Origin of the sequence: Photobacterium sanguinicancri, assembly GCF_024346675.1 — a bacterium.
Taxonomy (GTDB): Bacteria; Pseudomonadota; Gammaproteobacteria; order Enterobacterales; family Vibrionaceae; genus Photobacterium; species Photobacterium sanguinicancri.
Map to the genome: position 1 here is coordinate 1,402,971 of NZ_AP024851.1, position 21,621 is coordinate 1,424,591.

Below are 21,621 nucleotides of genomic sequence, written 5' to 3' on the forward strand. Positions count from 1 at the left end.
AGTGTGACTCAGGTTATTTTTTGCTCGCAATCCAATTGGTAATACTGGTTTCAACCACTTCCATTGGCTGATCACCGTATTTCAATAGTTGGTCATGGAATTCAATCCAGCTAAAGTTGCTGCCCAACTCAGATTGTGCTTTTTCAAGCATTTCTTTAATTACTAAATAGCCTGATTTATAAGATACCGCTTGGCCAACATAAGCTGCATAACGGAAACTTTCAGATGCAATATCACCATCACCAAGCGCCGAGTTTGCATCCATGTAATTACGCGCATCTTGAATACTCCAGCCTTTAGCGTGAATACCAGTGTCCACAGCCAAACGCATATTTCGTAATTGCGCTTCATTCAAGCTACCGAAGTACTGAATCGCATTACACTCTTCCGCATCAGCATAAATACCACCTTGGAAACTAGTGTAATCAACACCTGTTGTCTTACACATACCCGTGCCATCTTTAAATGTCGGTTTACCGTTAGCATTTAGCTCACCGTAAATGCCCATTTCTAGACCAAGCCATTCGGTGTATAACGCCCAACCTTCTGCGTAAGCGGTGTACCAAACACCTTTAATATATTCAGGTTTGTCTGCAGGTGGATATTCTAACGAGTACGCATTTTGGAAGTGGTGACCTGGTGCTGCTTCATGAAGAAGTAAGGTAGAGACATTCCATTTTTGTAGGCTGTATTTAGGGTTAGTGTTTAAGTTAAACGATGTTGAACTACCACTGTAAGAAGCTACGCCATCATAAAGCTCACGTTCGGCAGCAATCGGTACAATTTTATAATCTGTTTTAATTGCTTTGAAGTATTTAGCGACAACATCATTAGCGTCATTTTTAAATTTATAGTAATCGGTTAAGGCTGCTTCACAAGCAGTCTTAGATGAAGCAACTTCACACGCTTTAGCATATTCAGTACCGCTAATTGTTCGTCCGTCACGGCCGTAGAAGAAGGCTTCTGAATTTAAGTAATCGAAGAAGTTAGACAAGTTAACCGTTTTGTCTGCATTAATGACTTTATAGCTTGCTGTTTGTTCTGCGCCTTTATCATCAAGCCACTTAGCCGTAAGCGTATCTGTACTGTGCTTATCTGCAATAAAACGGGCTACACGCTCCATTTCAGCTTTCGCATCAGCCACCAAATCTTCACCCAGTTTATTTAGCTCATCGGCTGATTTACCTGTAGTACTGTTGCGATCAAGTTGCCATTGGTACCACACTTTACCGTTCGGTAAGTCACCCCAACCAATGTTTTTATCCGTAATATCGCCCGCAGTACCACGTGCCGCTGTTTTATAATCACCAGCTAAGTAAGTAACAATAGCCTTACTTGCAGCCAGCGCTTCATCAACAGCTCGTTCATATTGTAGAACTAATAATTTATCATCATCACCTGCCAATGTTTTTAAATGGGTTAAACCCACTTTCAACATAGCGTCATCGGTGTCTTTAATTAACTCAGCAGAACTCGCTACATAACGGTCAATCAATACTTTCGGTAATTGTGTGTTCTCAACCTGACCTTGAATATATTGGTCATGAAGGTTGGTAACCCATCTTGTATAATCTTGCACAACCGCCAAGTGATCTTGATACTCTTTAACTGTCTTTAATTCTTTTCCTGCGTATTCTGCATTACTTTCTATATAGTTATAAAAGTGAGTACTTGGAATATCAAAAGTACCAAAACGTTGATTAGGTAAGTCACCGCCACGAATAGCTAAATCACGATCAAACTTAAAGGTGTCATAATAAATTTTATCTTCATCCGACAACTGATTACGATCTACTTTCTCTAATTCAGCCAAGTATTTCTTATCTAGCACTTGTCGAGATGCTGCCATTTCATCAGTGACCTGACCAAGAGCCGAGCCATCTAATTCTTTCATATCTGATTGATAATCATCAAAAACCGCATGCATAGCAACTTTAGAGTCTTTGCTATCCGTATTGGTACTTGATGAATCATCGTTACAACCGGCAAGTGCAAATGAAGCAACAATTGAAGCCGCAATTACCGATATACGATGGTATCTCTTTTTCATGACTATTTTCCTTATTGTCTTTATGATCGTATCTACACGTGGTGTTTAGTGCGAAATAATCCTAAAGTAAGAATGCCATCAATTATGTGAATACACTCACGGTAGATATGACTGAATCAATACCCATAAAAGGAGTGAATTTATTAATGCGTTAATATTCGAAAGAATATTAAGCAGAAGCGGGTAATATATATAGCGAGCGGATAATACAGTAATATTGATGAATATTTTAAAAATACCTCAATGGTATTATTTTCCAAAGTTTAAAGCAGCCTCACAAAAGTCGTACAAAACGTGACCTAGCCCTTCATAGTTTTTCATTTAAATGAATAAAAGCATTTTCTTGCCCCCGAGTTCAAAAAAGGCCGCAACGCGACCTTTTCTTAAAGTAACTAGCTAAAGATAAAACTACGCAAAAATAGCAAATGGCACAGCCATAGAAAGTACTAATGCAAAACCCAGAAAGTAAAAATAAACCGATTTAAAACTCATCTCTTCTCCTTGAAACTAACAATGTCATGTCCGAATCATTAAGTGGCATTTAAAATGCAATATTATTGAAATACGTATTCTATTTCAATAAGTTGTCTTGTTGAAGTACGTTTATAATCCTTTTTGACGCCAAATGTATCTGAATGTAAATAAAGTAAATGATAACGATTATCAACTCACTGCATGTAAGAATGCGCTCTCACTTACGGACAGCCATTACAAATATAACTATGAAACTAAAATTACTTTCAGTGGCCATTGCAGCCACATTAGCCTCAACCGCAGCGATTGCTGCAGATACACAAAAAGAAGAGACCATCGTTGTTACTGGCTCAGCCCTTGACACTCATATCCAAACCTCCATCGATTCTGAAACGCTCGAACAAAAGCAAGCGTCTGATATTAAAGATATTTTAAATACCATGCCAAGCGTGACAGTCGATGGCAATGCCCGCTATTCTCGCAAAGTATTTATCCGTGGTATGGAAGACAAATATGCCGTTGTTACCATTGATGGTGCACGCCAAGAAGGCCAATTGTTCCACCACTCAGGCGATCAAACTATTGATCCAGCACTTTTAAAAGTCGCCGAAATTGAACTGGGTGCAAACTCAGCATTAAGTGGTGCAGGTGTGATTAACGGCTCGTTTAGTTATGAAACGAAAGACCCAGATGACTTACTTAAAGAAGGTGAGCGTTTTGGTGCGCGTGTAAAAACAAACTACCAAAGTGCTTACGAACGTAAAGGGGTGAATGTTTCTGTTTACACCAAGCTTAACGACCAATGGCAATTCATGGGTATTGGTCACTGGTCTGAAGATGGCGACCTTTATATTCCAGATCACGACAAAGTCAGCTCAAAGCAAGGTGAATTGAAATCAGGTTTAGCTAAACTGGTTTATATGCCGAATGATAACAATGAATTCAAATTGAGTGTGAATCACTATAGTGACGGTGGTAAGCGTCAACTCTCTGGTGAAAAAAATGGCGCGTTATACGCTGATGATGAACACAAATATAACGCTATCAGTCGCGATACAGTCACCTTCCAGCACCACTATGATGCAGGCAGTGATTTACTTAATCTAAAAACCCAACTGTATTACAACCGCCAGTACATGGATCGTGATCAATTGACCGACGTATTGTGGGATAAGGATGCGAATGGCGATTGGATTAAAGACGGCAAAGTCGACATTCCAAAGCGTGAATATAACGTAACCACTGTAGGTGGTGATATTCGAAACATATCTTGGATTGGCGATCACCAGATCACTTATGGCTATGAAGCCTACCATGCAAAACAATGGATTGATGCTGAAGACGGTAAAATCGTATCTGGTACGCGTAAAGGTCAAACCCAAAAGTACGCAATGGATGGCGGTACAGTCACGGCACATGGCTTGTATGTGCAAGACATGTTTGAATTCAGCCAATTCCGTTTAACCACAGGTTTACGTTACGACATTCACCAACTAGGCGGTGTATTTGACGGTAACTTCAGTCAACTGTCTCCGAAGTTTAAAGGTGAATACCAAGCAACTGATGAGCTAAAACTTCGTGTTGGTTACGGTCGCATCTTCAAAGGTGCTTCATTACCAGAAGCACTAACGATGAAGCCAGCTGAAAAAGTAAAACAGTCTGAAACCAAAGCAATGACAGGCCACAACTACGAGGCCGGTTTTGATTATAACCTCACTAACTTGTTGGCTAGCGATCGCTCTATTATTGGTTTCACAGCCTACCGTTATAATGTTGATAACCAAATCCACCCAACTAAAAATAACAGCACATTATCCAATCAAAATGATGTCCACGTTTGGGGTGTAGAAACGGTATTTACTTACAGCTTGAGTGACTTTGATCTGTACGCAAACCACTCTTACTCAAAAGGCCAAGAAACTAACCTGAAAACAGGCGTTGAAAGCCAAATGAATAAAACAGGGATCCACAACTTCAAAGCAGGTGTTAAATACCACCTAGATGAAGATATCGTATTCGGCTGGGATGCGCGTTACGTACCAAGCAACAGCTACACAGACAAAAGCATCGACCGCAAAGGTAAATACTCAGAAGAAGAAATTGAGCGTAAAGGCTTCTCTACTCACAACCTATGGGCTGCATACAACCCATCGTTCGCGAAAGACCTAACACTGAACCTAGCGGTTGATAACCTATTCAACAAAAAATACGCAGAGCATACTGGCTTTGGTATTTCATGGGGTTCAGATAAATACACCAGCTACGAAGCAGGTCGAAACCTGAAAGCATCTGTGGCTTACGAATTCTAATAACAGAATAGAGCGTCACTCACTAATCATTTGTTTCGCACATAGCTAACAAAAAACGGCCCAACTAATGGGCCGTTTTTATTTTAATTAAATGCATAGCGTAATTTAATATAACGTTTAGGCCATCTTAAACATTTGCGTTTTCGCCAGTAACTCAGCCATTTGACTTTCAACGTCACGCATTTCTTTATTGATCTCACCAACTAGTGCACCTGACGCATTTGCGAGCTCTAATAGCTCATCAATATCGGCATCAACCGTTTTAGCCGTATCAGACTGTTGCTCTGTTGCTTGCGCTATATTGGCATTGTGATGACTAATCTCATCCACTAAAGCATGCAATTTATCGATTGATTGTTTGGTATCACTCACGACATCACGTGTTTTAAAACTAAACTCTTTACTGTGCTGCATGTTCTCAAACGATGCAGTCGCATTGGTACAAATTTCATCAAGCAAATGGCGAATATCTTCTGTCGATTGCTTACTACGCCCAGCAAGCGTGCGTACTTCATCAGCAACAACGGCAAAACCTCGACCTTGTTCACCCGCGCGGGCAGCTTCAATTGCGGCGTTCAGTGCTAACAAGTTCGTCTGCTCGGAAATCGCATTGATCGTATCAAGGATCACAGAAACGTTCTGCGTCTGCTGTTCTAGTGATTCCAGACGACCATACGTTTTGTCGATATCTTCAATTAGCTCATTCACTGAGTTGAACGAAGAATCACTTTGCTGGTTACTGGCTTCTGCATGACGACGCGCATCATCTGCACTTTGTTGTGCTTCAACCGTGGTACTAGCCACTTGTGAGCTTGTCTGTGCCATTTCTGTCATCGCGGTTGCGATATTTTCACAACGGCGCTGCGTTCGCTCACTCGCATTACTCGCTTGCTCCGCAGAATGAGTCACCAACTGTAGGCTCGCTTGGGTCGTATTTGCCAGCGTGTTGACCCCTTCAATAATTTTCGCCATGTCATGGATAAGCGCATCAACACTACCGCAAATTGCACCAATTTCATCATGATGGCCATCACTTAGGCTGATCGTCAAATCGTTGTGATCCGTCATTTGGCGTAGCTTATCTGTCACCGCTTTAACTCGGCGCTTCATAAGGCGAATATAAACACTCGTCATGAAAATTATTGGCAACACAATCAAGAGTAAGCCAGCAAGGACTAACATTTTAGCCTGCTGGGCTTGATGTAAATTATCAGCCGACACTTGCATTAATTGGGTCGTAACTTGATCGCGAATAGATTTGATCATACCGATACGATCAGTGGCTAATGTAAACCAACTTGTTGCTTGTGGACCTTTAATATTATCCAGCGAAGATTGCTGTGCTAAAAATTGGGTCTGAATATTATTAACCTGACGCCATACTGCTGCATTTTTTGTACTATTAAGTGAACCAAGTAGCTCCCCAGTAAAAAGCAGTTCCGCTTGTCGCAGTGCATAGCCTTCTTGCACAACATAATTACTGATTCGGGTGTAGCCTTGCGCATCTGTTTTACCAGCGGCAAAAACACCATTTAACGCACCACGCGCCTTACCAGCCTCTTCTTTGATGATCAGTAAAGACAACAAGCCAATGCTATCGCGCTTAATTGTGGCATCATCAATTTCAGAAATAACTAAACGGACATTATCTATCGCAAGCTGATTCAAATGGGAATAGAACGCAAAAGGAGAATCAACAATAGACCGATTATCAACTTGGCTACGAATATTGTTTTTCTTACTTAGTAAAGACAGTACGTCACGGCTAATTTCACGTACACTTTCTTTGGGTAAATATTCAGGTTGGAACTGACGTAAAGCCTGCTCTGCGGAATCTGCTTTGCGACGTTGCTGGTTGAGTTGCTCGACTTGTGAACCCTGACCTTTAGCCGCAATTACGCCTGCCGTCAAACCACGCTCAACTGCAAAATTATGCGCAACATCATCAAACAAATTAATTAATGTAATAGCTTCGCTAGTAATCGCAGCATTATTACTTTTCTCTTGTGCTTGCCAATACTGATTGGTTAACAACAACAAGACGATAAAAAGAGGGATCCCCGAAATTAACACTAAGGCTTGGCTTAGTCGGATAGAGGCCAACTTTTTCAACATGAATCACCCTTAAATATTCACACGAGCTCACATAAGCAAGCAAAAAAGACATATAAGCACATATTGTCAGATAAATATTCACAATTGGCATGTGATCCATGTCAATGTTTTTCAAATAAATGAAAAGCATTTGTCAAAAACGAGATATTACTATGTTAAGTGTCAGTAAGTTGACCGCTGCCATTTTTTTGACCGAACAAAGCTACCCATAAAGTGTTATTTATTTAGATTTAATGCTTAATATTTCCAGTCACTTTATGAACCGCTTAAAATATGTGACAGCTTTCATCATCTAACTCGGTTCCTTTTAAAGGCCTGTGTCTTCATTCCCTATTCGCGCTTTTTCTACTGAACATTTAATTAGGTGGGGGAGAATAATCAGACAATGCTAAATAAAGCCTTATCACTACAGCTGTAATATTTAGAAAACAAGTAGAAGGTCGCTGTAATAAAATATCAATAGATTAATCACTTAGTACTTTTCCTCTACTTACAACACGTTGCAAAGTAGATTATCATTGGGTATTGGGAACGTTTCAGCATTCGAGGCACAGGAATGAAAAGCAAGGCTAGTCAATCACAGGGATTACTTCTCTTTCGTTTATCGCAAGCACAGATGTTTGCGATGGGTACACTGAAAGTACAAGAGATTGTTCCTTTTACCTCTTTCACCTCTATGCCCTACTCTCAGCAACATGTACTAGGCGCTGTGTGTATTCGTGGTACGACTATGCCGCTGATCGACATGCCTTCAGCTATTGGCTACCGTCCAATCAGCCGTGACGAATTCTCGGATTGCAGCATTATCATTACGGACTGCAGCCGAACGACGGTGGGTTTCTTAGTACGTGGTATTGATAAGATCACAGCATGTGATTGGCAAGCGATTGCGCCACCGCCTGAAACATTAGGCAACAATACCTATGTCACAGGGATCACTAAGGTTGAAGATCATCTTGTACAATTACTGGATGTCGAATTAATTTTATCGCACCTTAACCCGAATGATCCAAGTACCTTGTACCCGACCCTTACGGATATTGATCGCGAAAAACTCAAACCCATGCGTATACTGCTCGTGGATGATTCCGGCGTTGCCCGCCGTCAACTTTGTAATGCGCTCGACAGTATCAACATTCCGTATTTTGTAGCAACCAACGGTAATGATGCACTCGGTATCATGCAAAAATCAGCGCAAGCAAACCATCCAGTTGATATTCTAGTCAGTGATATAGAGATGCCGGGGTTAGACGGTTACGAATTAGCATTTGAAGTGCAAAACACCCCGAATTTAGCCCATACCTACATGATTTTACACACCTCATTATCAAGTGAGATTTGTGTTGAGCGCGCACTCCAAGTCGGCGCACATGAAGCATTAACCAAGTTTGAAGCCAACGAGCTAATACATGCGATGTTGCGTGGCGCTAAAAAACGCCGTGAAGCCACAGCGACAACTTAATACTAACCAGTAGCACGTAAACAAACGAAGCTAGATTGGTCAACATAAATAACAAAAGCCCGAATTACACTGTAAATTCGGGCTTTTTGTTGGCAGCTAGCCTACTACCTACGTTCTTATCAATTTGGTTACATCAAGCAGATGCGGTAGGCGCTTTATAACGTCGCAACCATGTACATCGAGAACGCGAATAAATTTACAACACTTCTGCTGAGCAACTAATGGTGATTGAAGGTTGCAACATTAAACAAACATGACAATGCTTCAAAACCGCTTCCTGCGCTGCAATAAGTACATCATCTTTCGATATGCCATCGCCAGTTACTACAAAATGGAGGTTGGCCGATTCATATAATCGAGGCTCACTCTCGGTGAGTGTGTATGTCAGATTGTTATCGAGCGTTTTTACGCTAAATCCTTTCTCCTTTAGGAGTAACACCACATCTGTTGCACTACATGCACCCAAGGCTGACAATAACATATCTGTTGGGCAAGGTGCGACGGTACTCGTCGCGTCTACATCGAAGTTAAAGCCACTGCTTGTGGTTATTTTAAATTGGCAGTCACCTGCCCACTTTACATTGATAGTCATAATTACCTATTTACTCGGCAATGCCATTTATATTAAAACCCATAAGAAAGCGAGCTGTGCACTGATATCACAGGTTAATGTTCTCTAATGGAATTATTGCCGACTGTGCTGGACGCAAATCAGCTTCAAATCCCACTAATGCACAGCCAGAGAAAATCATAGCGACCACAATCAGCCACGTTAATTTCAAGTTTTTCACTTTATTGGAAAGGACTAAATTTTCTAACCTATCGCACTCAGAGCCAACCGCTATTGGTCTGAATTCTCCAAGCTGATTTTGATAAAATTCAATAAATTCAGGCTTTCCCCACGTTTGCCAATGTGCACGTTCATCAGTTTGCCAATACTCAAAAAACACCTTGCAAGCCATATAGTTTGCAACCAAGGAAACACTGATTACGAACAAAATGATAATGCTTAAAATCTGGAACATCCTTTTCCTAATAGTTAGCCCCAATAAATATATTATCAGCGTAACAATAACCCTCAATGCATACCTGAATACGTATCGTAAATTGGACTTATCCTGTGAACAATGGCTGTTTATTTGGGTTGAATTCACGCTGCGTGCACGACAAAAGAAACTTTAGAAACGATTAAACAAGAAGAAATGATGAAAGCGTCTTATCCTTTAAAGAGCCCAATACATGGGGAAATATGACCATGACGACATCACTTCAAGCTGTAATACTCACCGACACGGCGGCCTCGCACCACTCAGCCTGCACCCATAGTGCTCATGAAAAATGTGTTACTTAACCCATCATGCCGTCTGATATTGCACTCATCATCTTTGAGCTTTGCACCATAGTGATCAGCTCTGCCGTACTAGGTACCTTATTTTTATATGCACGTCAGCCCATTATTTTGGCTTATATTGCTGCCGGTATTGTTATTGGACCTGATGGCTTCGGATGGGTGAAAAATGCAGAAAACATCAGTCAAATCGGGCATCTTGGCGTAATTTTATTGCTGTTCTTGCTAGGTTTAAACCTGCAACCACGTAAATTGCTTACCTTGTTTAAGGAAAGTGCCCTAGTCACCTTAGGCACCAGCGGCTTCTTTTTTGGCTGCACCTTTGTATTCGCACTGACCATTCAGCTTGCACTCATGGATGCACTAGTCGCCGCGGCGGCTTTAATGTTTTCGAGTACCGTTATAGGGTTAAAGCTTATCCCCACCACCACACTTCACCACCAGCGGATGGGGGAAGTGATGACCAGTATCTTGTTAGTGCAAGACATACTGGCTATTACAGTGATTTTACTGCTTAATATGAACAGTGATCAGACCTTGATTGCGGCTTTTGTACTACTTATCACTAAAGCGGTGGCACTGTGCGTGCTGGCTTTTGCTGGCGTAAAATATGTAATACTGCCGCTCTTTCGAAAGTTTGATGTCATCCAAGAGTACAGTTTCATCACCACACTTGCTTGGTGCTTATTATGGGCTGAAATCGGCCATCAAGTTGATCTTTCTTATGAAAGTGGTGCCTTTATCGCGGGGTTATCCATCGCAGTTAGTAAAGTGTCTCAGGCCATCGCCCAACACTTAAAACCATTACGAGAGTTTTTCTTAATTCTGTTTTTCTTTGCTATTGGCGCAAAAATGCAGCTTTTAACAGGGCATGTTTACACCCTTTACGGCATTGGGTTTGGGGCTATATTGATAGTATTAAAACGATGGGGCTTCAAACAGGCTCTAGGTTTTGCCAATGAAAAATCGACCATGCGAAACGAGCTCAGCGCGCGACTCAGTCAAGCCAGTGAGTTCTCACTCTTACTCGCCTATTCCGCTATCAATAACGGCTTACTCAGCTCAAGTGGAATGATGTTTATTCAAAGCACGACGCTTAGCACTTTCGTTATTTCGACCTATTGGGTTGTAAAGCATTACCCAACACCCATATCGCTCGCGAATAAACTTCGCCAAGATTAACCTTCGCCAGACTCAACTCTCGTTATTATTATCACCCTCAGATCGAACACCGCAGTAATACAAGTTCATTAAGTATTCTTAACCTTTCTTTTAGGCAAAATTAATCTAAATTTATACCTCATTCGCAAATACCAAAACTAACGTTAATTTGCATAGATAAGCCACATTAGGAGCGTAATAACAGTGCTATGGTTTGGCTAAATAGCCCTATCTCTATTGTCTCAACTTACGTATCTGATTAAGGACGATCTACATGCAAGGTCACTTACCTCTGCTTACTTCAATTCGCGGTTTCGCCGCGTTTTTTGTTGCCTTATTCCATACCCGCTTAGTGCTTTTTCCTCAATGGAAAGAAAATATCGCCAACACCAGCCAGCTGCTTGAAAATGGCTATCTCTGGGTTGATATATTCTTCATTCTCAGCGGGTTTGTCATGATGCATGTCTACCGTAACAGCTTTCAACAAGGCTGTACGATGGCGAAATGGCGGCATTTTATGTGGCTAAGATTTAGCCGTATCTATCCACTTTTTCTCATGACCCTATTATTTTTGCTTGGTTGGGAAAGCATTAAACACGTCTACGGCATTGGATTTTACGGTGGGGAGTTACTTAATAGCTGGGGACTAGCTGGCATTCCTGCTTTTCAAGGCCCCTTCAACACCAGTGATACCCTATTTGCTAACCTCTTCTTATTACAATCTCTCACAAGCCAAGCTCTTAGCTGGAACTTCCCAGGCTGGTCATTAAGTGTCGAGTGGCTCTGCTATATGATGTTTCCGATTATTTTAGCACTGCTGTCTTTTAACGCTAAGCGCAGTAGCTGGTTACCTATTTTGGTCTTCTTTCTACTCTATGGCCTTATTTCAACCACAGGTACCATCGATTTAACGTCTGGCATCCCCGCATTTTTACGTGGATTATGTGGTTTTTCACTTGGGGCGTGGATGTGCCTTATTCGTATACCCCATAACATAAAACGCTTTATCAGCAATGACTGGGTTCTTTTCGCTCTGGTTATTAGTTTGGTGTTGCTCTTGCACCATAAACTCGGAACAGGACAAATTTTGAGTGTTTACCTACTCTTCGCACTATTGGTTTTCTGTGGAGCAAACCACACCCAAAACACATCACTCTTTATGCGTTTATTCGATAATAAGTTAACCCAGTATCTCGGCGATATTTCTTATTCTGTCTACCTTTGGCATTCAGTCTTGCTCCTAATTGGTGTCGAAGTAATTAACCAACTCGCCCCTGAATTCACCTTATGGTGGTATCAACAAAGCGGCCTTGGTGCGTTCGCGTTGGCCTTAGCCCTGTATACTGTCGTGTTACTTACTATTTCAACCGCCAGTTACCACTTACTGGAAAAGCCAGCCCTACGCCAATTACGTTCATTGCAAATAACTAAACTAGCCACTCGCATTAAAAAAACATCAAAAACAAATAGCAATAATCTAACAACAAAATAAAGTTGGATAGCACCCAAAAAGTAGGCAAAAAAAAAGCTGTAACCCCAGCCTTAAAAGGGTTACAGCCGAACTACAGCAAAGTGGTTTCTGTAGAAAAAGTGGCGACCAAGCATCGCCATTGGTTTACTCTTCGTTTCAGCGTTCTTAACCAACAAGAACGAACAGCTACTTAGTTAGATTGATATGGAAGCCTGTTTATCATCTTATTTTATTTATCAGGCAGCCCATGCTCGTTACCTTGTCATTACATTGCCCATACAAAGTAGATCTGCGCTTTCATTCGGATAATGATGCCGCGAATAACATCCAAGAAACCCATGAAAGGAATCGGTTTCTCTGCGCTTATCCAAGCCAAACCAACAGAGCCTACTGGCATGTCGTACCCTTGTGGTTCATCCAACTTCAGGCGTACAAAGTGATGCTTATTCGCGACGTTCAACCCTGTCACCTGACGAACATTATCGTCTCGAGCTAGAAGGCTACCTTGTGATTCACCTGTCGCCTCAATGATCCCTTCGACTTCCGCGTTAAAGATTTTTCCAGGGTAAACAGCGGATGCAAACTCTGCGCGCTGTCCCACTTTTACGTTACGAATAGCCTGATGGTTCACCCGCATCAGCACATACTTCTCGTTGGTATACATCTGAATGCGCGGCATCAAGCCAACATACTGCCCTTCACGCATAATAAAGTTCGTTAAATAACCATCGGTTGGCGCATACACTTTGGTCTGTTCAAGGTTCCATCGCGCTTGAGCTACGTTCTCTTGCTGCGATGTCACATCTACTTCACGGCTATTCACTGTTAACTTCGATTTTTCAATGGCTAAGCGTGCTTTATTAACCGCTAACTTGGCCTTTTCTAACTGGCTTTCTACCGTTATTTTCTGAGCTTTTGCCACCTCAACTGCGGTGTTCTGCTCATCCATCATGCTTTCCGTAATAGTGTGCTTCACTACGCGATTCTGTTCTTGGTAACGACTAAGCGTTTTTTGCTTCCATTTCAGATCTTGCTGGGCAGCCACTAGCTTATTCTGTGCGATTTCGATGTCTTTTTCTGCGGCGGCAAAATTCGCTTTATTAATGTTGATATCTTCTTTAGCCATATCCAACGCCACATGCGCCGAATCTAACTTAGCTTGCGCCACATTAAGGGCGATCGAGAAAGGTTCGTCATCAATCTCATAAATCAGTTGTCCTTGTTCCACTTGTTGGTTTGGACGAACATGTATTGCTGTAACCTTACCTTTAATTTGAGTCGTGGATGGACGTAGCTGCACATGGGGAGACTGCACTAATGAACCACCAGATAAATCCATTGGCGCAAAAGTTATCAAACCAACCCATACAAACAGCAACCAGCCAGAACCCCCTAAGTACGCAAAACTCTTAGTGAATTTATTCCAAGGCATACCCACCATTCTTAGAAGGTAAATAAACAGTGCCCAAACCGCTAACCCCTCAAGCATGCTCAGTCTCCTGCTTTGGTGTCGAGATCACAGCTTCTACCTTTTCCATTGATGCAGCAGGCTGCTGTGATGGCGCGTCCCCTTTCCAAATATCACGAATACGACGAAGTGCTTGTTCACCATCAACAAAAGCAATTACAACGGCAATTACCCATACCCAATGCCAAACAAAGCCAATCCAAGTAAGGGCGGTGATGAGTCCAAGTTGATGATGATCTTTACTGTGCGCTTTCTGAATCGGTAATTCATGAAGTCGCCAAAATCCAAAGGCCGCGGCAGCAATCGTGCCAACCATGACCACGCTAGCTATAACATGTAGTGCGGTATCCACCCCACTATCTACAAAAGGCATACTAAAAAGGCTCATTAACATTCTCCGATTTATCGGTTTATTTTTTTGTTGCAGGGAGTGTCATCTAAAATGTGAGCCTTGCCTTAATTTAGGGTAGATCGAATTAAATAGTGCGTAATTACGATACAATCATTCCACCCAAAGCAGCTGGCAGGACAAATTAACATGTTTGATTTGAGCTTTATTCGTATCACTTACTTACAAATTGTCTTGAATGCGGTAAGAAAACATTACGGCATTACGACTCAGCAGATAGGTGTTCCAGATAGCTTAATGAACGAACCGATGGCCTTAGTTCCGTTCAATGACTTCATGACATGGCTAGAAAAAATTGCGGCACTCAGTGGTGATCCCGCCTATATGCTAAAGATTGCGCCAGATCTCTGCTTTAGTCAGATGGGAAGTTTAGGAGAATGGTATTTATCTAGCCCTGATTTAGCACTCGCCGTCAGGCGGTTCAACTACGGCGTATCGTGTCTTCATTCAGGGGCGACTTATCACGGTGAACAATCGGGCAAGATCATGAAGTGGAGTTATGATTCCCCGCACGCTCGTCAACAAGCTCGCTGCTTAGACAGTTTGCGGGTGGCAACAATGATGATCAAAGCGCTACGCCATTATATGGGGAATGACTATAGCCCACTTAAAGTGCAGATCAGCAGTGCGCTTACTGGAAACAATCTGGCAGATCGCCAACAAGCAGAAAAGTGGTTTGGCTGTGCGATTGAATGGAATGCGCCAATGACCAAGGTGTGGATTGATCTCTCTATTCTTCGCCATGGCAGTGAACGTGCTTTTTCGATCAGTCGCCCTATGGTGGTTTCTAACTTACAACTGGATGATATGCTCAACATACCGCAACCCAACGATAGCGCTAAGGTCATGTTCGAGTTAGTGAATTACTCACGCCGTTATGGTGTACCTAACATAGAGTTCGTGGCGGAAAAGCTGGGCTTCTCCAAGCAACAACTACAGCGCCGCCTCCACCATTTTGGTTGGACGTTTAGCAATATAACCCAGTACGTAATTTGTAACCTTGCCATTCAGTACATGCAAGCAGACAAGCCGATAGACGAAATAAGCCAGCTGCTGGGTTATAGCCATCCACAGAGCTTCACTAAGGCATTTCAACGACAGCGTGGATTAACACCTAAGCAGTATCAACAACGCTTGCTAGAACGCAGTCGTGAAACCATCTCATTGAATTTATAGGTGAGAACAAAAAACGGTAGTGACCCTTTCCAATGAGTGCATCACTAATAAATGCATCAATTGCTCACAAGGTTCAGCTACCGTTTTTAGTTAAGAAGAAGGTCAGTTGGCAAACTGCGTTAGCTTGCCTGTTGCTCGCAGGTCATCGTGAAATGGTTATCGGGCGTTATGTGATACCACATCTCAAAATTCGCTTTATTCCGGCTGACAATTGTCGGCTTAAAGAAAATGCGATACCCGGTTAAATCACGACGCTGCTCGGCATTGAAAGGATCAATATTCAGCGGATCAGCGATAATTTCCCGGCTCAACTTAACAGGTTTAAGCACGTAATCATCACCCTTTTTCGTGAATCGGTAGTCAACGAATAGGTTATATTCCAACTGCGTTTTACGTTGCTTTTTGTACTGGATCCATTCTTGCGATTTCACCATTCCCTTCTCAGAAAAATCGTAAATAACCCAGCTTTTCTCATTTTCAGTGTTGGCTTCAGGTGATTGGCATTGCCATTTACCGTCTAACGTTGGCAAACTCGCGGCTGAAACAGAAGTAATACTTCCGACCAATAGCAACGCAGTGCCCCATATTTTCATCGACATAGGCAATCCTTTTAATAAGGGCTTTTTCTTTACCTTAGCCTACTTTATGTAAATAACTCAATTAGATAATGCTTGTGTGCTGCAACTCACTTAAAAATCATTGTCGATTTATATGAATATTCGCGCAAACACAGAGCATAAAAAAGGCACTATGCAGTGCCATTCTTATTTATTTTTTGTCGTTATATTTATGCTGATACCATTTTGACCAAGTCACCACTCGCGACTTTCTCTAATATGGTCGATATAAGCACAATCGGCCCCATCATATTGACGCGGATCGGCGCATTCCCACCGCCAAAGTGCAAGTCGGAGGTTTCACCGGTTGAATAGTTATAGCGGTAATTGAATTTATCTGTCGCGAGATGCAATAAATCCACATTTTTTCGATGGCACGAAATATATGCGCGCCAATACATTGCCTCTAACACCTCATCAGGTGTTTGAGCACGAATGATAAAGCGCCAACCACTGTCTTCGCCGTAAAAATCTAACGGGAATATTTTCTTTATTTTTCTTTTACTTAGCAAGGTTTAGCCTAAATCCAACTGTACGCCATCACCTAAACGGGTGAACAATCACTGTAATGAATGATTATTAAGCATTTATTTGAAAATTATATCGCAATAATTCATAGATCTTATATACAGGGATTATGCAAGAATTTGGTAAGAATGGAAGGCGATAAGCGAATATTTCGCTTATTTTGACAATAGTGGTGCGCAGAAAAGAGGATTTATCGAGATTTAATCTTTGTAAAGGTATCACAAAAAAAACACAATTATCAGGCTTGTTAATAATTTTTATCGCCCTATAATGCTGAAAACCGGAGCGTCTGCCAACGCTCCGGTTTTTTTGTGCCTGCTCGTCTGATGTCTATCTGTTGTCTGCCAACAGCAGAAAGATTGAGAGCAAAATTCGATTTACATTTAAGGAAATTACCATGCGTATCGAACAAGACTTGAAGTTAGGTTTCAAAGATGTACTGTTTCGTCCAAAACGTTCTACCTTGAAAAGCCGTTCTCAAGTTGAATTAACCCGCGATTTTACATTCAAGCACAGCGGTCGTCAATGGTCAGGCGTGCCAATTATCGCTGCTAATATGGATTCAGTGGGTAGCTTTGAAATGGCTGCATCACTTGCGAAGCATAATGTAATGACAGCTATCCATAAGCATTACACAGTTGATGACTGGGCTGGCTTTGTAAAAAACAACGATGCATCAGTACTTAACAACGCAATGGTTTCTACTGGTACGTCAGATAACGACTTCCAAAAAACCAAAGACATCATGGCCCTTTCAGATGACCTTATCTTCATCTGTATTGATATCGCTAACGGTTACTCTGAGCATTTAGTTGAGTACGTACAACGCGTACGTGCTGAATTCCCAGACAAAGTAATCAGTGCAGGTAACGTTGTTACGGGCGACATGGTTGAAGAACTTATCCTAGCGGGTGCCGACATTGTTAAAGTGGGTATCGGCCCAGGTTCTGTATGTACTACACGCGTTAAAACAGGTGTAGGTTACCCTCAGCTTTCAGCAATCATTGAATGTGCAGATGCTGCGCACGGCCTTGGTGGTCGCATTATTGGTGACGGCGGCTGTTCATGTGCAGGTGATGTATCTAAAGCATTCGGCGGCGGTGCAGACTTCGTAATGCTTGGCGGTATGCTAGCAGGCCACGAAGAAAGTAACGGTGAAGTTATCGAGCAAGATGGCAAAACCTTCATGAAATTCTACGGCATGTCTTCACAGTCAGCGATGGACAAGCACTCAGGCGGCGTTGCGAAATACCGCGCAGCTGAAGGTAAAACCGTACTATTGCCTTACCGTGGCCCAGTTGAAACAACTATCCAAGACATCATGGGTGGCGTACGTTCTACTTGTACTTACGTAGGTGCAGCGCAACTTAAAGAACTTACAAAACGCGCAACCTTTATCCGCGTTCAAGAACAAGAAAACAACGTGTTCGGTAAAGAGTAAGCAATTAAAGCACATATATGTTGTTTATTGAAACAACCATATGTTGATTGCTAAAACTTAGAATGAATACCTATCAGGCCGCTTATTAGCGGCCTTTTTTGTATCTCTCATTATAGTTCAGATCCATTTCATCTACTCTTCGCTATCAAGTTCACCAAGGCTTAGCTTAGTCACCGACGAGTAAACAAGCTTGCTGGCTGATCTGGCTTTAAATTACCCTAATTGCATGCTTCACTTTTTCCTTTATTGACCACTTGGTTGTTCATAATGTTAAGATTTTCTGATTGCAACTAAGAACAGATAAATAATCATGACAGAGAAAGATAAAAGACGAATAGAGCTACTTCGATACCGTATTGCATTACTTAATATACGCAAAGAGAAATATGTCATTGGCTGTTCGCGCTACTGTTTTGCAGCCAAAAGAATAGAGAACAGTACAGCTAATTTAGCAATACTAAGGGCTTAGATGTAGCAAGGTTCAGCCCCATTCCGCGTTAGATCTGAAACTCATCTATACCCTGTTAATGTCTATTAGCCATATGTGAACTAATGAATTGAGAAAAACTCAAGACCGCTTTCAACGCAATAGATTTTGTTTTTGCTCAATTCGCACACTTATCCCCCACACTGTATCGAGTGCAATCAAAATAGGTAAGTACAGTCGAATACTTGAGCAAAGTGCAATTTTTAGAGAGACGAGAAGCCCCCCTGCGTCAGGATAGTTTGTTAAGTCCTCTGCTGAGGCAGCAGAGGACTCATACCTTAACGATTTACATTATGAGTGATTTTTTTACTCACTTAAAATGATGACGGGGAGGTTATCCCAAATCTTGGGTTCTGATGTATCGTTACCGGTGAAATTCCACGGTCCTTTTTGGGTGTCTAACGGACGGTAGACAGCCGATAATCCGTCGATATCCCATGTTGTGACATAAATGCTGATACCGTCAAGCGAATTGGGGCGGCCAAGTGCATCACTAGCAAAATCAAGATAAATCGCTTTGTTAGCTTTATCTACAGTGACAACGGGGGCGGGTGATACGGTTTCTCCCCATGTTTGTGAATCTGCGCCTGTTGAGCTGTAGATTGAGCTTTGCCAGCCAAATATCACCGCGTTTCGATTCCAAGTGCCAGAAGGCATTTCTGCATTGAGCTTCGGCAGTGCTGTTAAGCCAGTCTTACTTTCATTGGGCAAACCAATAAAGACTGAAAAACCGACATGGTCAAAGCCGTTGGGTGGTAACCAGCTGTTGGTGACGTTATTCATGGTCATTTTTAAGCGTACGTTACTGCCCACGGTATAGATCTCGGCTTTTTCAATCGAGAGCTGATTCTTATCTTTATCAAAAGAGGGATCGGTAGGTAGAGAATAGGAGCCGTATAGTCCGCCACTACCATCTTGAGCATCACCTGTATCATCAATGATTTTCTCGGGTGTTTCCGCCCATGAAAGATCGGAAGTGAATGCAATATCTTTAGTGCCTGCTTTATCTTCAGGGTAGTAAATCGCAAAGCGATGTTGTTGTTCACCGATGGCAAAATGACGGATCGAAATGGTGGTTTTCCAGTCTCCGTTAGCATCAACAGGTATGTCTTTTGCTACGCCTAAATTACCATCTACGACCATTTTTAATGTCACATTGGGTGTTGCTGTCCCGGTTATTTCAGTATCTTGGGTGATTACCGCGTTATCCCAATTTCCCTCTAATTCGACTTTTGTATCCGGGGTATCGATATTGCCTGCTTGGGATGTTTTAAAGTAAATCACCGCAGATTTTGGAGCCAGTTCGAGGGTGACTTGACCATGACTATTGGTTGTCAGTATTTCTGGTGCGCCTTGCCAGTTGGATTGAATCTGTCGTTCAAAAACCGTTCCTGCATCTTGCTCTAAGTCTAACTGGTTTAACAGCATAGGAGACGACGAGGTATTCAAGACAACGAACACTTCTTCATCATTTAAACGACGAGTGAAACTGAATATACCGGCTCCTGCTTTATCACTGGCGATGACTTTCAATTCACCTCGTGTAAGCACTTTGTTTTCTGTACGAAGCTGGGCCAATGATTGAATAAATCGGTACATCTCGTTGCTTGAATCGAAAGAATCGACAAGTTGACCGTCAGTGCGATAGCCGCCGTTAAACATACTATCGCGGCTATTGATGATAGCTTGCTCAGTACCCTGATAAATAACCGGAATGCCGGGCACTGTCATCATGGTAATCAAGGCTTGCTGCATATCTTCTGGGCTAGCCTGAGACAAAAAGCGAGGCATGTCATGGTTATCGATAAAGTTCGGCATGATGTAAGGGTTAGGGAACATTTCCATCATACGTTCTAGGCGAAAGCGTAAATAATCCGTCGGTTGGCCTGATGCAAAAACACGGGTCATGGTGGTTTGGAGCGGAAAGTTTAATACTGAGGTTAACTGTGCCGGAGAGCCATTTTCACCAATATAGGTGAGCATTTTTTCCTCCCCTTCTGTCTTGTACGGCGTCGATGCCTCAAAGACTTCACCGAAGGTTAGGAAATTTTCACGTCCTGTTTCTTTTGCCTGTGATAGTACGCCGTCTTGACTGTGAAAGAAATCGTTCCAGAAATCGTGTTCAACAAACTTGGCGGTATCTACCCGGTATGCATCAACACCGACGTCTTTAATCCATTTACGGTAGCTCGCTTTAAGGTACTTTCTGACTTCTAGATCAGAAGTATTGAGATCATCCAAATCGGAGAGTTGCCATGTTTTTTCTTGTGTCGGATTATTGTGATCGGTAATGCTTGGTGTCCAATGGTAGCTACCTGTGCCGTCGTCTTTGCACTGGTTCTGATTCAGAGGATATGGTAGGGATTGATTAGATGCCAATGCATTTTCAATTAGACGGAAACCGGCACAAGGGTTTAAAGCGTCATAATCGTACGGGTTATCGTAAGTGAAAAAGTTACCAACATGATTCGTCACAATGTCTTGGATGAGGAACATATTTCGGCTGTGTATTTCACGAGAAAGTGCTTGGTAATCTTCTAAATCCCCGAAATGCTCATCCACTTTCTGAAAATCACGCGCCCAGTAGCCATGATAACCACCGTAATTCTGTTCTGAATCCCACCATTGGTTTGCCACAGGCGGAGTGATCCATACAGATGTTGCTCCTAAATTTTGGATGTAACTAAGCTGATCGGTAACGCCTTGTAGATCACCGCCGCTGAATTTTTTGTCCGATGTCGGATCGTATTCATTTTGGCCTTGGTCATTATTCTGGCTATTTCCATCGCTAAATCGATCGATCATGAGAAAGTAGATGATTTGGTCTTGCCAGTCAGGTGATGCCACCTGATTATCAACTGGCGCCACAGTGTTGTCATCTATTTCGATGGCATTATTGTCTGAATTACAGCCTGTTAAGGCTAACGCTATCGATAAAGTTAAAAACTTTATTTTATTCATTGTGTTAGGTGTTTTCAGTCTCACGTTATAATCCCCTGCCTACAAAACTGTGTGAACAATAACGGGAATTCAACGCGATGAGAGTGTCACTCTACGCCATTATATTGGTTGTGGTGTGTCAGTTGGTGCTAAATATGAGCCTGT

The 21,621-nt window shown here is 42.2% G+C and carries 15 protein-coding genes; 6 read left to right on the forward strand and 9 right to left on the reverse strand.

Going from position 1 to position 21,621, the window contains the following annotated elements; genetic code table 11:
- Positions 1-13: 13 nt before the first annotated feature.
- The gene (locus OCU87_RS23230) at positions 14-2,050 is read right to left on the reverse strand and encodes a DUF885 domain-containing protein (protein WP_062692444.1); all 2,037 of its coding nucleotides are present in this window, start codon (positions 2,048-2,050) and stop codon (positions 14-16) included.
- A gap of 722 nt (positions 2,051-2,772) precedes the next feature.
- Between OCU87_RS23230 and OCU87_RS23235 the strand changes: the two genes are divergently transcribed.
- Complete coding sequence (locus tag OCU87_RS23235; RefSeq protein WP_094957394.1) at positions 2,773-4,833, forward strand: TonB-dependent receptor; 2,061 nt, start codon at positions 2,773-2,775, stop codon at positions 4,831-4,833.
- Between the two features lie 117 nt (positions 4,834-4,950).
- Here the strand turns inward: OCU87_RS23235 and OCU87_RS23240 are convergent, their stop codons facing one another.
- A complete protein-coding gene (locus OCU87_RS23240) occupies positions 4,951-6,948 on the reverse strand; it encodes a methyl-accepting chemotaxis protein (protein WP_261858653.1) in 1,998 nt (665 codons plus the stop codon).
- Between the two features lie 556 nt (positions 6,949-7,504).
- On the opposite strand from OCU87_RS23240, the gene OCU87_RS23245 reads away from it, so the two are divergent.
- A complete protein-coding gene (locus OCU87_RS23245; RefSeq protein ID WP_062692440.1) occupies positions 7,505-8,410 on the forward strand; it encodes a chemotaxis protein in 906 nt (301 codons plus the stop codon).
- Between the two features lie 196 nt (positions 8,411-8,606).
- Here OCU87_RS23245 and OCU87_RS23250 read toward each other — a convergent pair whose 3' ends face one another.
- A complete protein-coding gene (locus tag OCU87_RS23250) occupies positions 8,607-9,002 on the reverse strand; it encodes an OsmC family protein (protein ID WP_062692438.1) in 396 nt (131 codons plus the stop codon).
- Positions 9,003-9,069: 67 nt separating this feature from the next.
- Positions 9,070-9,435, reverse strand: coding sequence for a hypothetical protein (locus OCU87_RS23255; RefSeq protein ID WP_062692436.1), 366 nt, complete (start codon positions 9,433-9,435; stop codon positions 9,070-9,072).
- Positions 9,436-9,767: 332 nt separating this feature from the next.
- Between OCU87_RS23255 and OCU87_RS23260 the strand changes: the two genes are divergently transcribed.
- Together OCU87_RS23260 and OCU87_RS23265 are read left to right on the forward strand one after the other, a co-directional pair.
- Positions 9,768-10,940: a cation:proton antiporter domain-containing protein gene (locus OCU87_RS23260; protein WP_062692435.1), complete on the forward strand. Its 1,173-nt coding sequence runs from the start codon at positions 9,768-9,770 to the stop codon at positions 10,938-10,940.
- Positions 10,941-11,193: 253 nt separating this feature from the next.
- Positions 11,194-12,411 (forward strand): acyltransferase family protein, encoded by a 1,218-nt coding sequence (locus tag OCU87_RS23265; protein ID WP_261858654.1) that lies wholly within the window; start codon positions 11,194-11,196, stop codon positions 12,409-12,411.
- Between the two features lie 244 nt (positions 12,412-12,655).
- Here the strand turns inward: OCU87_RS23265 and OCU87_RS23270 are convergent, their stop codons facing one another.
- Both OCU87_RS23270 and OCU87_RS23275 read right to left on the reverse strand, forming a co-directional pair.
- Positions 12,656-13,879 (reverse strand): HlyD family secretion protein, encoded by a 1,224-nt coding sequence (locus OCU87_RS23270; RefSeq protein WP_261858655.1) that lies wholly within the window; start codon positions 13,877-13,879, stop codon positions 12,656-12,658.
- Positions 13,872-14,246, reverse strand: coding sequence for an MFS transporter (locus OCU87_RS23275; RefSeq protein WP_239928791.1), 375 nt, complete (start codon positions 14,244-14,246; stop codon positions 13,872-13,874). Before OCU87_RS23275 ends, OCU87_RS23270 begins: the two co-directional genes overlap by 8 nt.
- A gap of 150 nt (positions 14,247-14,396) precedes the next feature.
- Here OCU87_RS23275 and OCU87_RS23280 point away from each other — a divergent pair, with 150 nt between their 5' ends.
- The gene (locus OCU87_RS23280; RefSeq protein ID WP_261858656.1) at positions 14,397-15,443 is read left to right on the forward strand and encodes an AraC family transcriptional regulator; all 1,047 of its coding nucleotides are present in this window, start codon (positions 14,397-14,399) and stop codon (positions 15,441-15,443) included.
- 119 nt (positions 15,444-15,562) lie between these two features.
- Here the strand turns inward: OCU87_RS23280 and OCU87_RS23285 are convergent, their stop codons facing one another.
- Both OCU87_RS23285 and OCU87_RS23290 read right to left on the reverse strand, forming a co-directional pair.
- On the reverse strand, positions 15,563-16,042 hold the full coding sequence (locus OCU87_RS23285; protein ID WP_094957386.1) for a hypothetical protein: 480 nt from the start codon (positions 16,040-16,042) through the stop codon (positions 15,563-15,565).
- 188 nt (positions 16,043-16,230) lie between these two features.
- On the reverse strand, positions 16,231-16,572 hold the full coding sequence (locus OCU87_RS23290) for a hypothetical protein (RefSeq protein WP_261858657.1): 342 nt from the start codon (positions 16,570-16,572) through the stop codon (positions 16,231-16,233).
- 413 nt (positions 16,573-16,985) lie between these two features.
- On the opposite strand from OCU87_RS23290, the gene OCU87_RS23295 reads away from it, so the two are divergent.
- Positions 16,986-18,029, forward strand: a complete 1,044-nt coding sequence (locus OCU87_RS23295) for a GMP reductase (protein WP_261858658.1) — start codon at positions 16,986-16,988, stop codon at positions 18,027-18,029.
- A 793-nt stretch (positions 18,030-18,822) separates the two neighbouring features.
- Here OCU87_RS23295 and OCU87_RS23300 read toward each other — a convergent pair.
- Entirely contained in the window at positions 18,823-21,477 is a 2,655-nt protein-coding gene (locus tag OCU87_RS23300) for an alpha-amylase family glycosyl hydrolase (RefSeq protein ID WP_315972502.1), read from the reverse strand.
- Positions 21,478-21,621 lie beyond the last annotated feature (144 nt).

What these genes read in the sequence shown, in the direction of transcription:
- OCU87_RS23230 (WP_062692444.1), bottom strand. Translation starts at nt 2,050, where the DNA reads ATGAAAAAGAGATACCATCGTATATCGGTAATTGCGGCTTCAATTGTT.
- OCU87_RS23275 (WP_239928791.1), bottom strand. Translation starts at nt 14,246, where the DNA reads ATGAGCCTTTTTAGTATGCCTTTTGTAGATAGTGGGGTGGATACCGCA.
- OCU87_RS23280 (WP_261858656.1), top strand. Translation starts at nt 14,397, where the DNA reads ATGTTTGATTTGAGCTTTATTCGTATCACTTACTTACAAATTGTCTTG.
- OCU87_RS23300 (WP_315972502.1), bottom strand. Translation starts at nt 21,477, where the DNA reads ATGAATAAAATAAAGTTTTTAACTTTATCGATAGCGTTAGCCTTAACA.
- OCU87_RS23260 (WP_062692435.1), top strand. Translation starts at nt 9,768, where the DNA reads ATGCCGTCTGATATTGCACTCATCATCTTTGAGCTTTGCACCATAGTG.
- OCU87_RS23250 (WP_062692438.1), bottom strand. Translation starts at nt 9,002, where the DNA reads ATGACTATCAATGTAAAGTGGGCAGGTGACTGCCAATTTAAAATAACC.
- OCU87_RS23295 (WP_261858658.1), top strand. Translation starts at nt 16,986, where the DNA reads ATGCGTATCGAACAAGACTTGAAGTTAGGTTTCAAAGATGTACTGTTT.
- OCU87_RS23240 (WP_261858653.1), bottom strand. Translation starts at nt 6,948, where the DNA reads ATGTTGAAAAAGTTGGCCTCTATCCGACTAAGCCAAGCCTTAGTGTTA.
- OCU87_RS23285 (WP_094957386.1), bottom strand. Translation starts at nt 16,042, where the DNA reads ATGTCGATGAAAATATGGGGCACTGCGTTGCTATTGGTCGGAAGTATT.
- OCU87_RS23265 (WP_261858654.1), top strand. Translation starts at nt 11,194, where the DNA reads ATGCAAGGTCACTTACCTCTGCTTACTTCAATTCGCGGTTTCGCCGCG.
- OCU87_RS23245 (WP_062692440.1), top strand. Translation starts at nt 7,505, where the DNA reads ATGAAAAGCAAGGCTAGTCAATCACAGGGATTACTTCTCTTTCGTTTA.
- OCU87_RS23235 (WP_094957394.1), top strand. Translation starts at nt 2,773, where the DNA reads ATGAAACTAAAATTACTTTCAGTGGCCATTGCAGCCACATTAGCCTCA.
- OCU87_RS23270 (WP_261858655.1), bottom strand. Translation starts at nt 13,879, where the DNA reads ATGCTTGAGGGGTTAGCGGTTTGGGCACTGTTTATTTACCTTCTAAGA.
- OCU87_RS23255 (WP_062692436.1), bottom strand. Translation starts at nt 9,435, where the DNA reads ATGTTCCAGATTTTAAGCATTATCATTTTGTTCGTAATCAGTGTTTCC.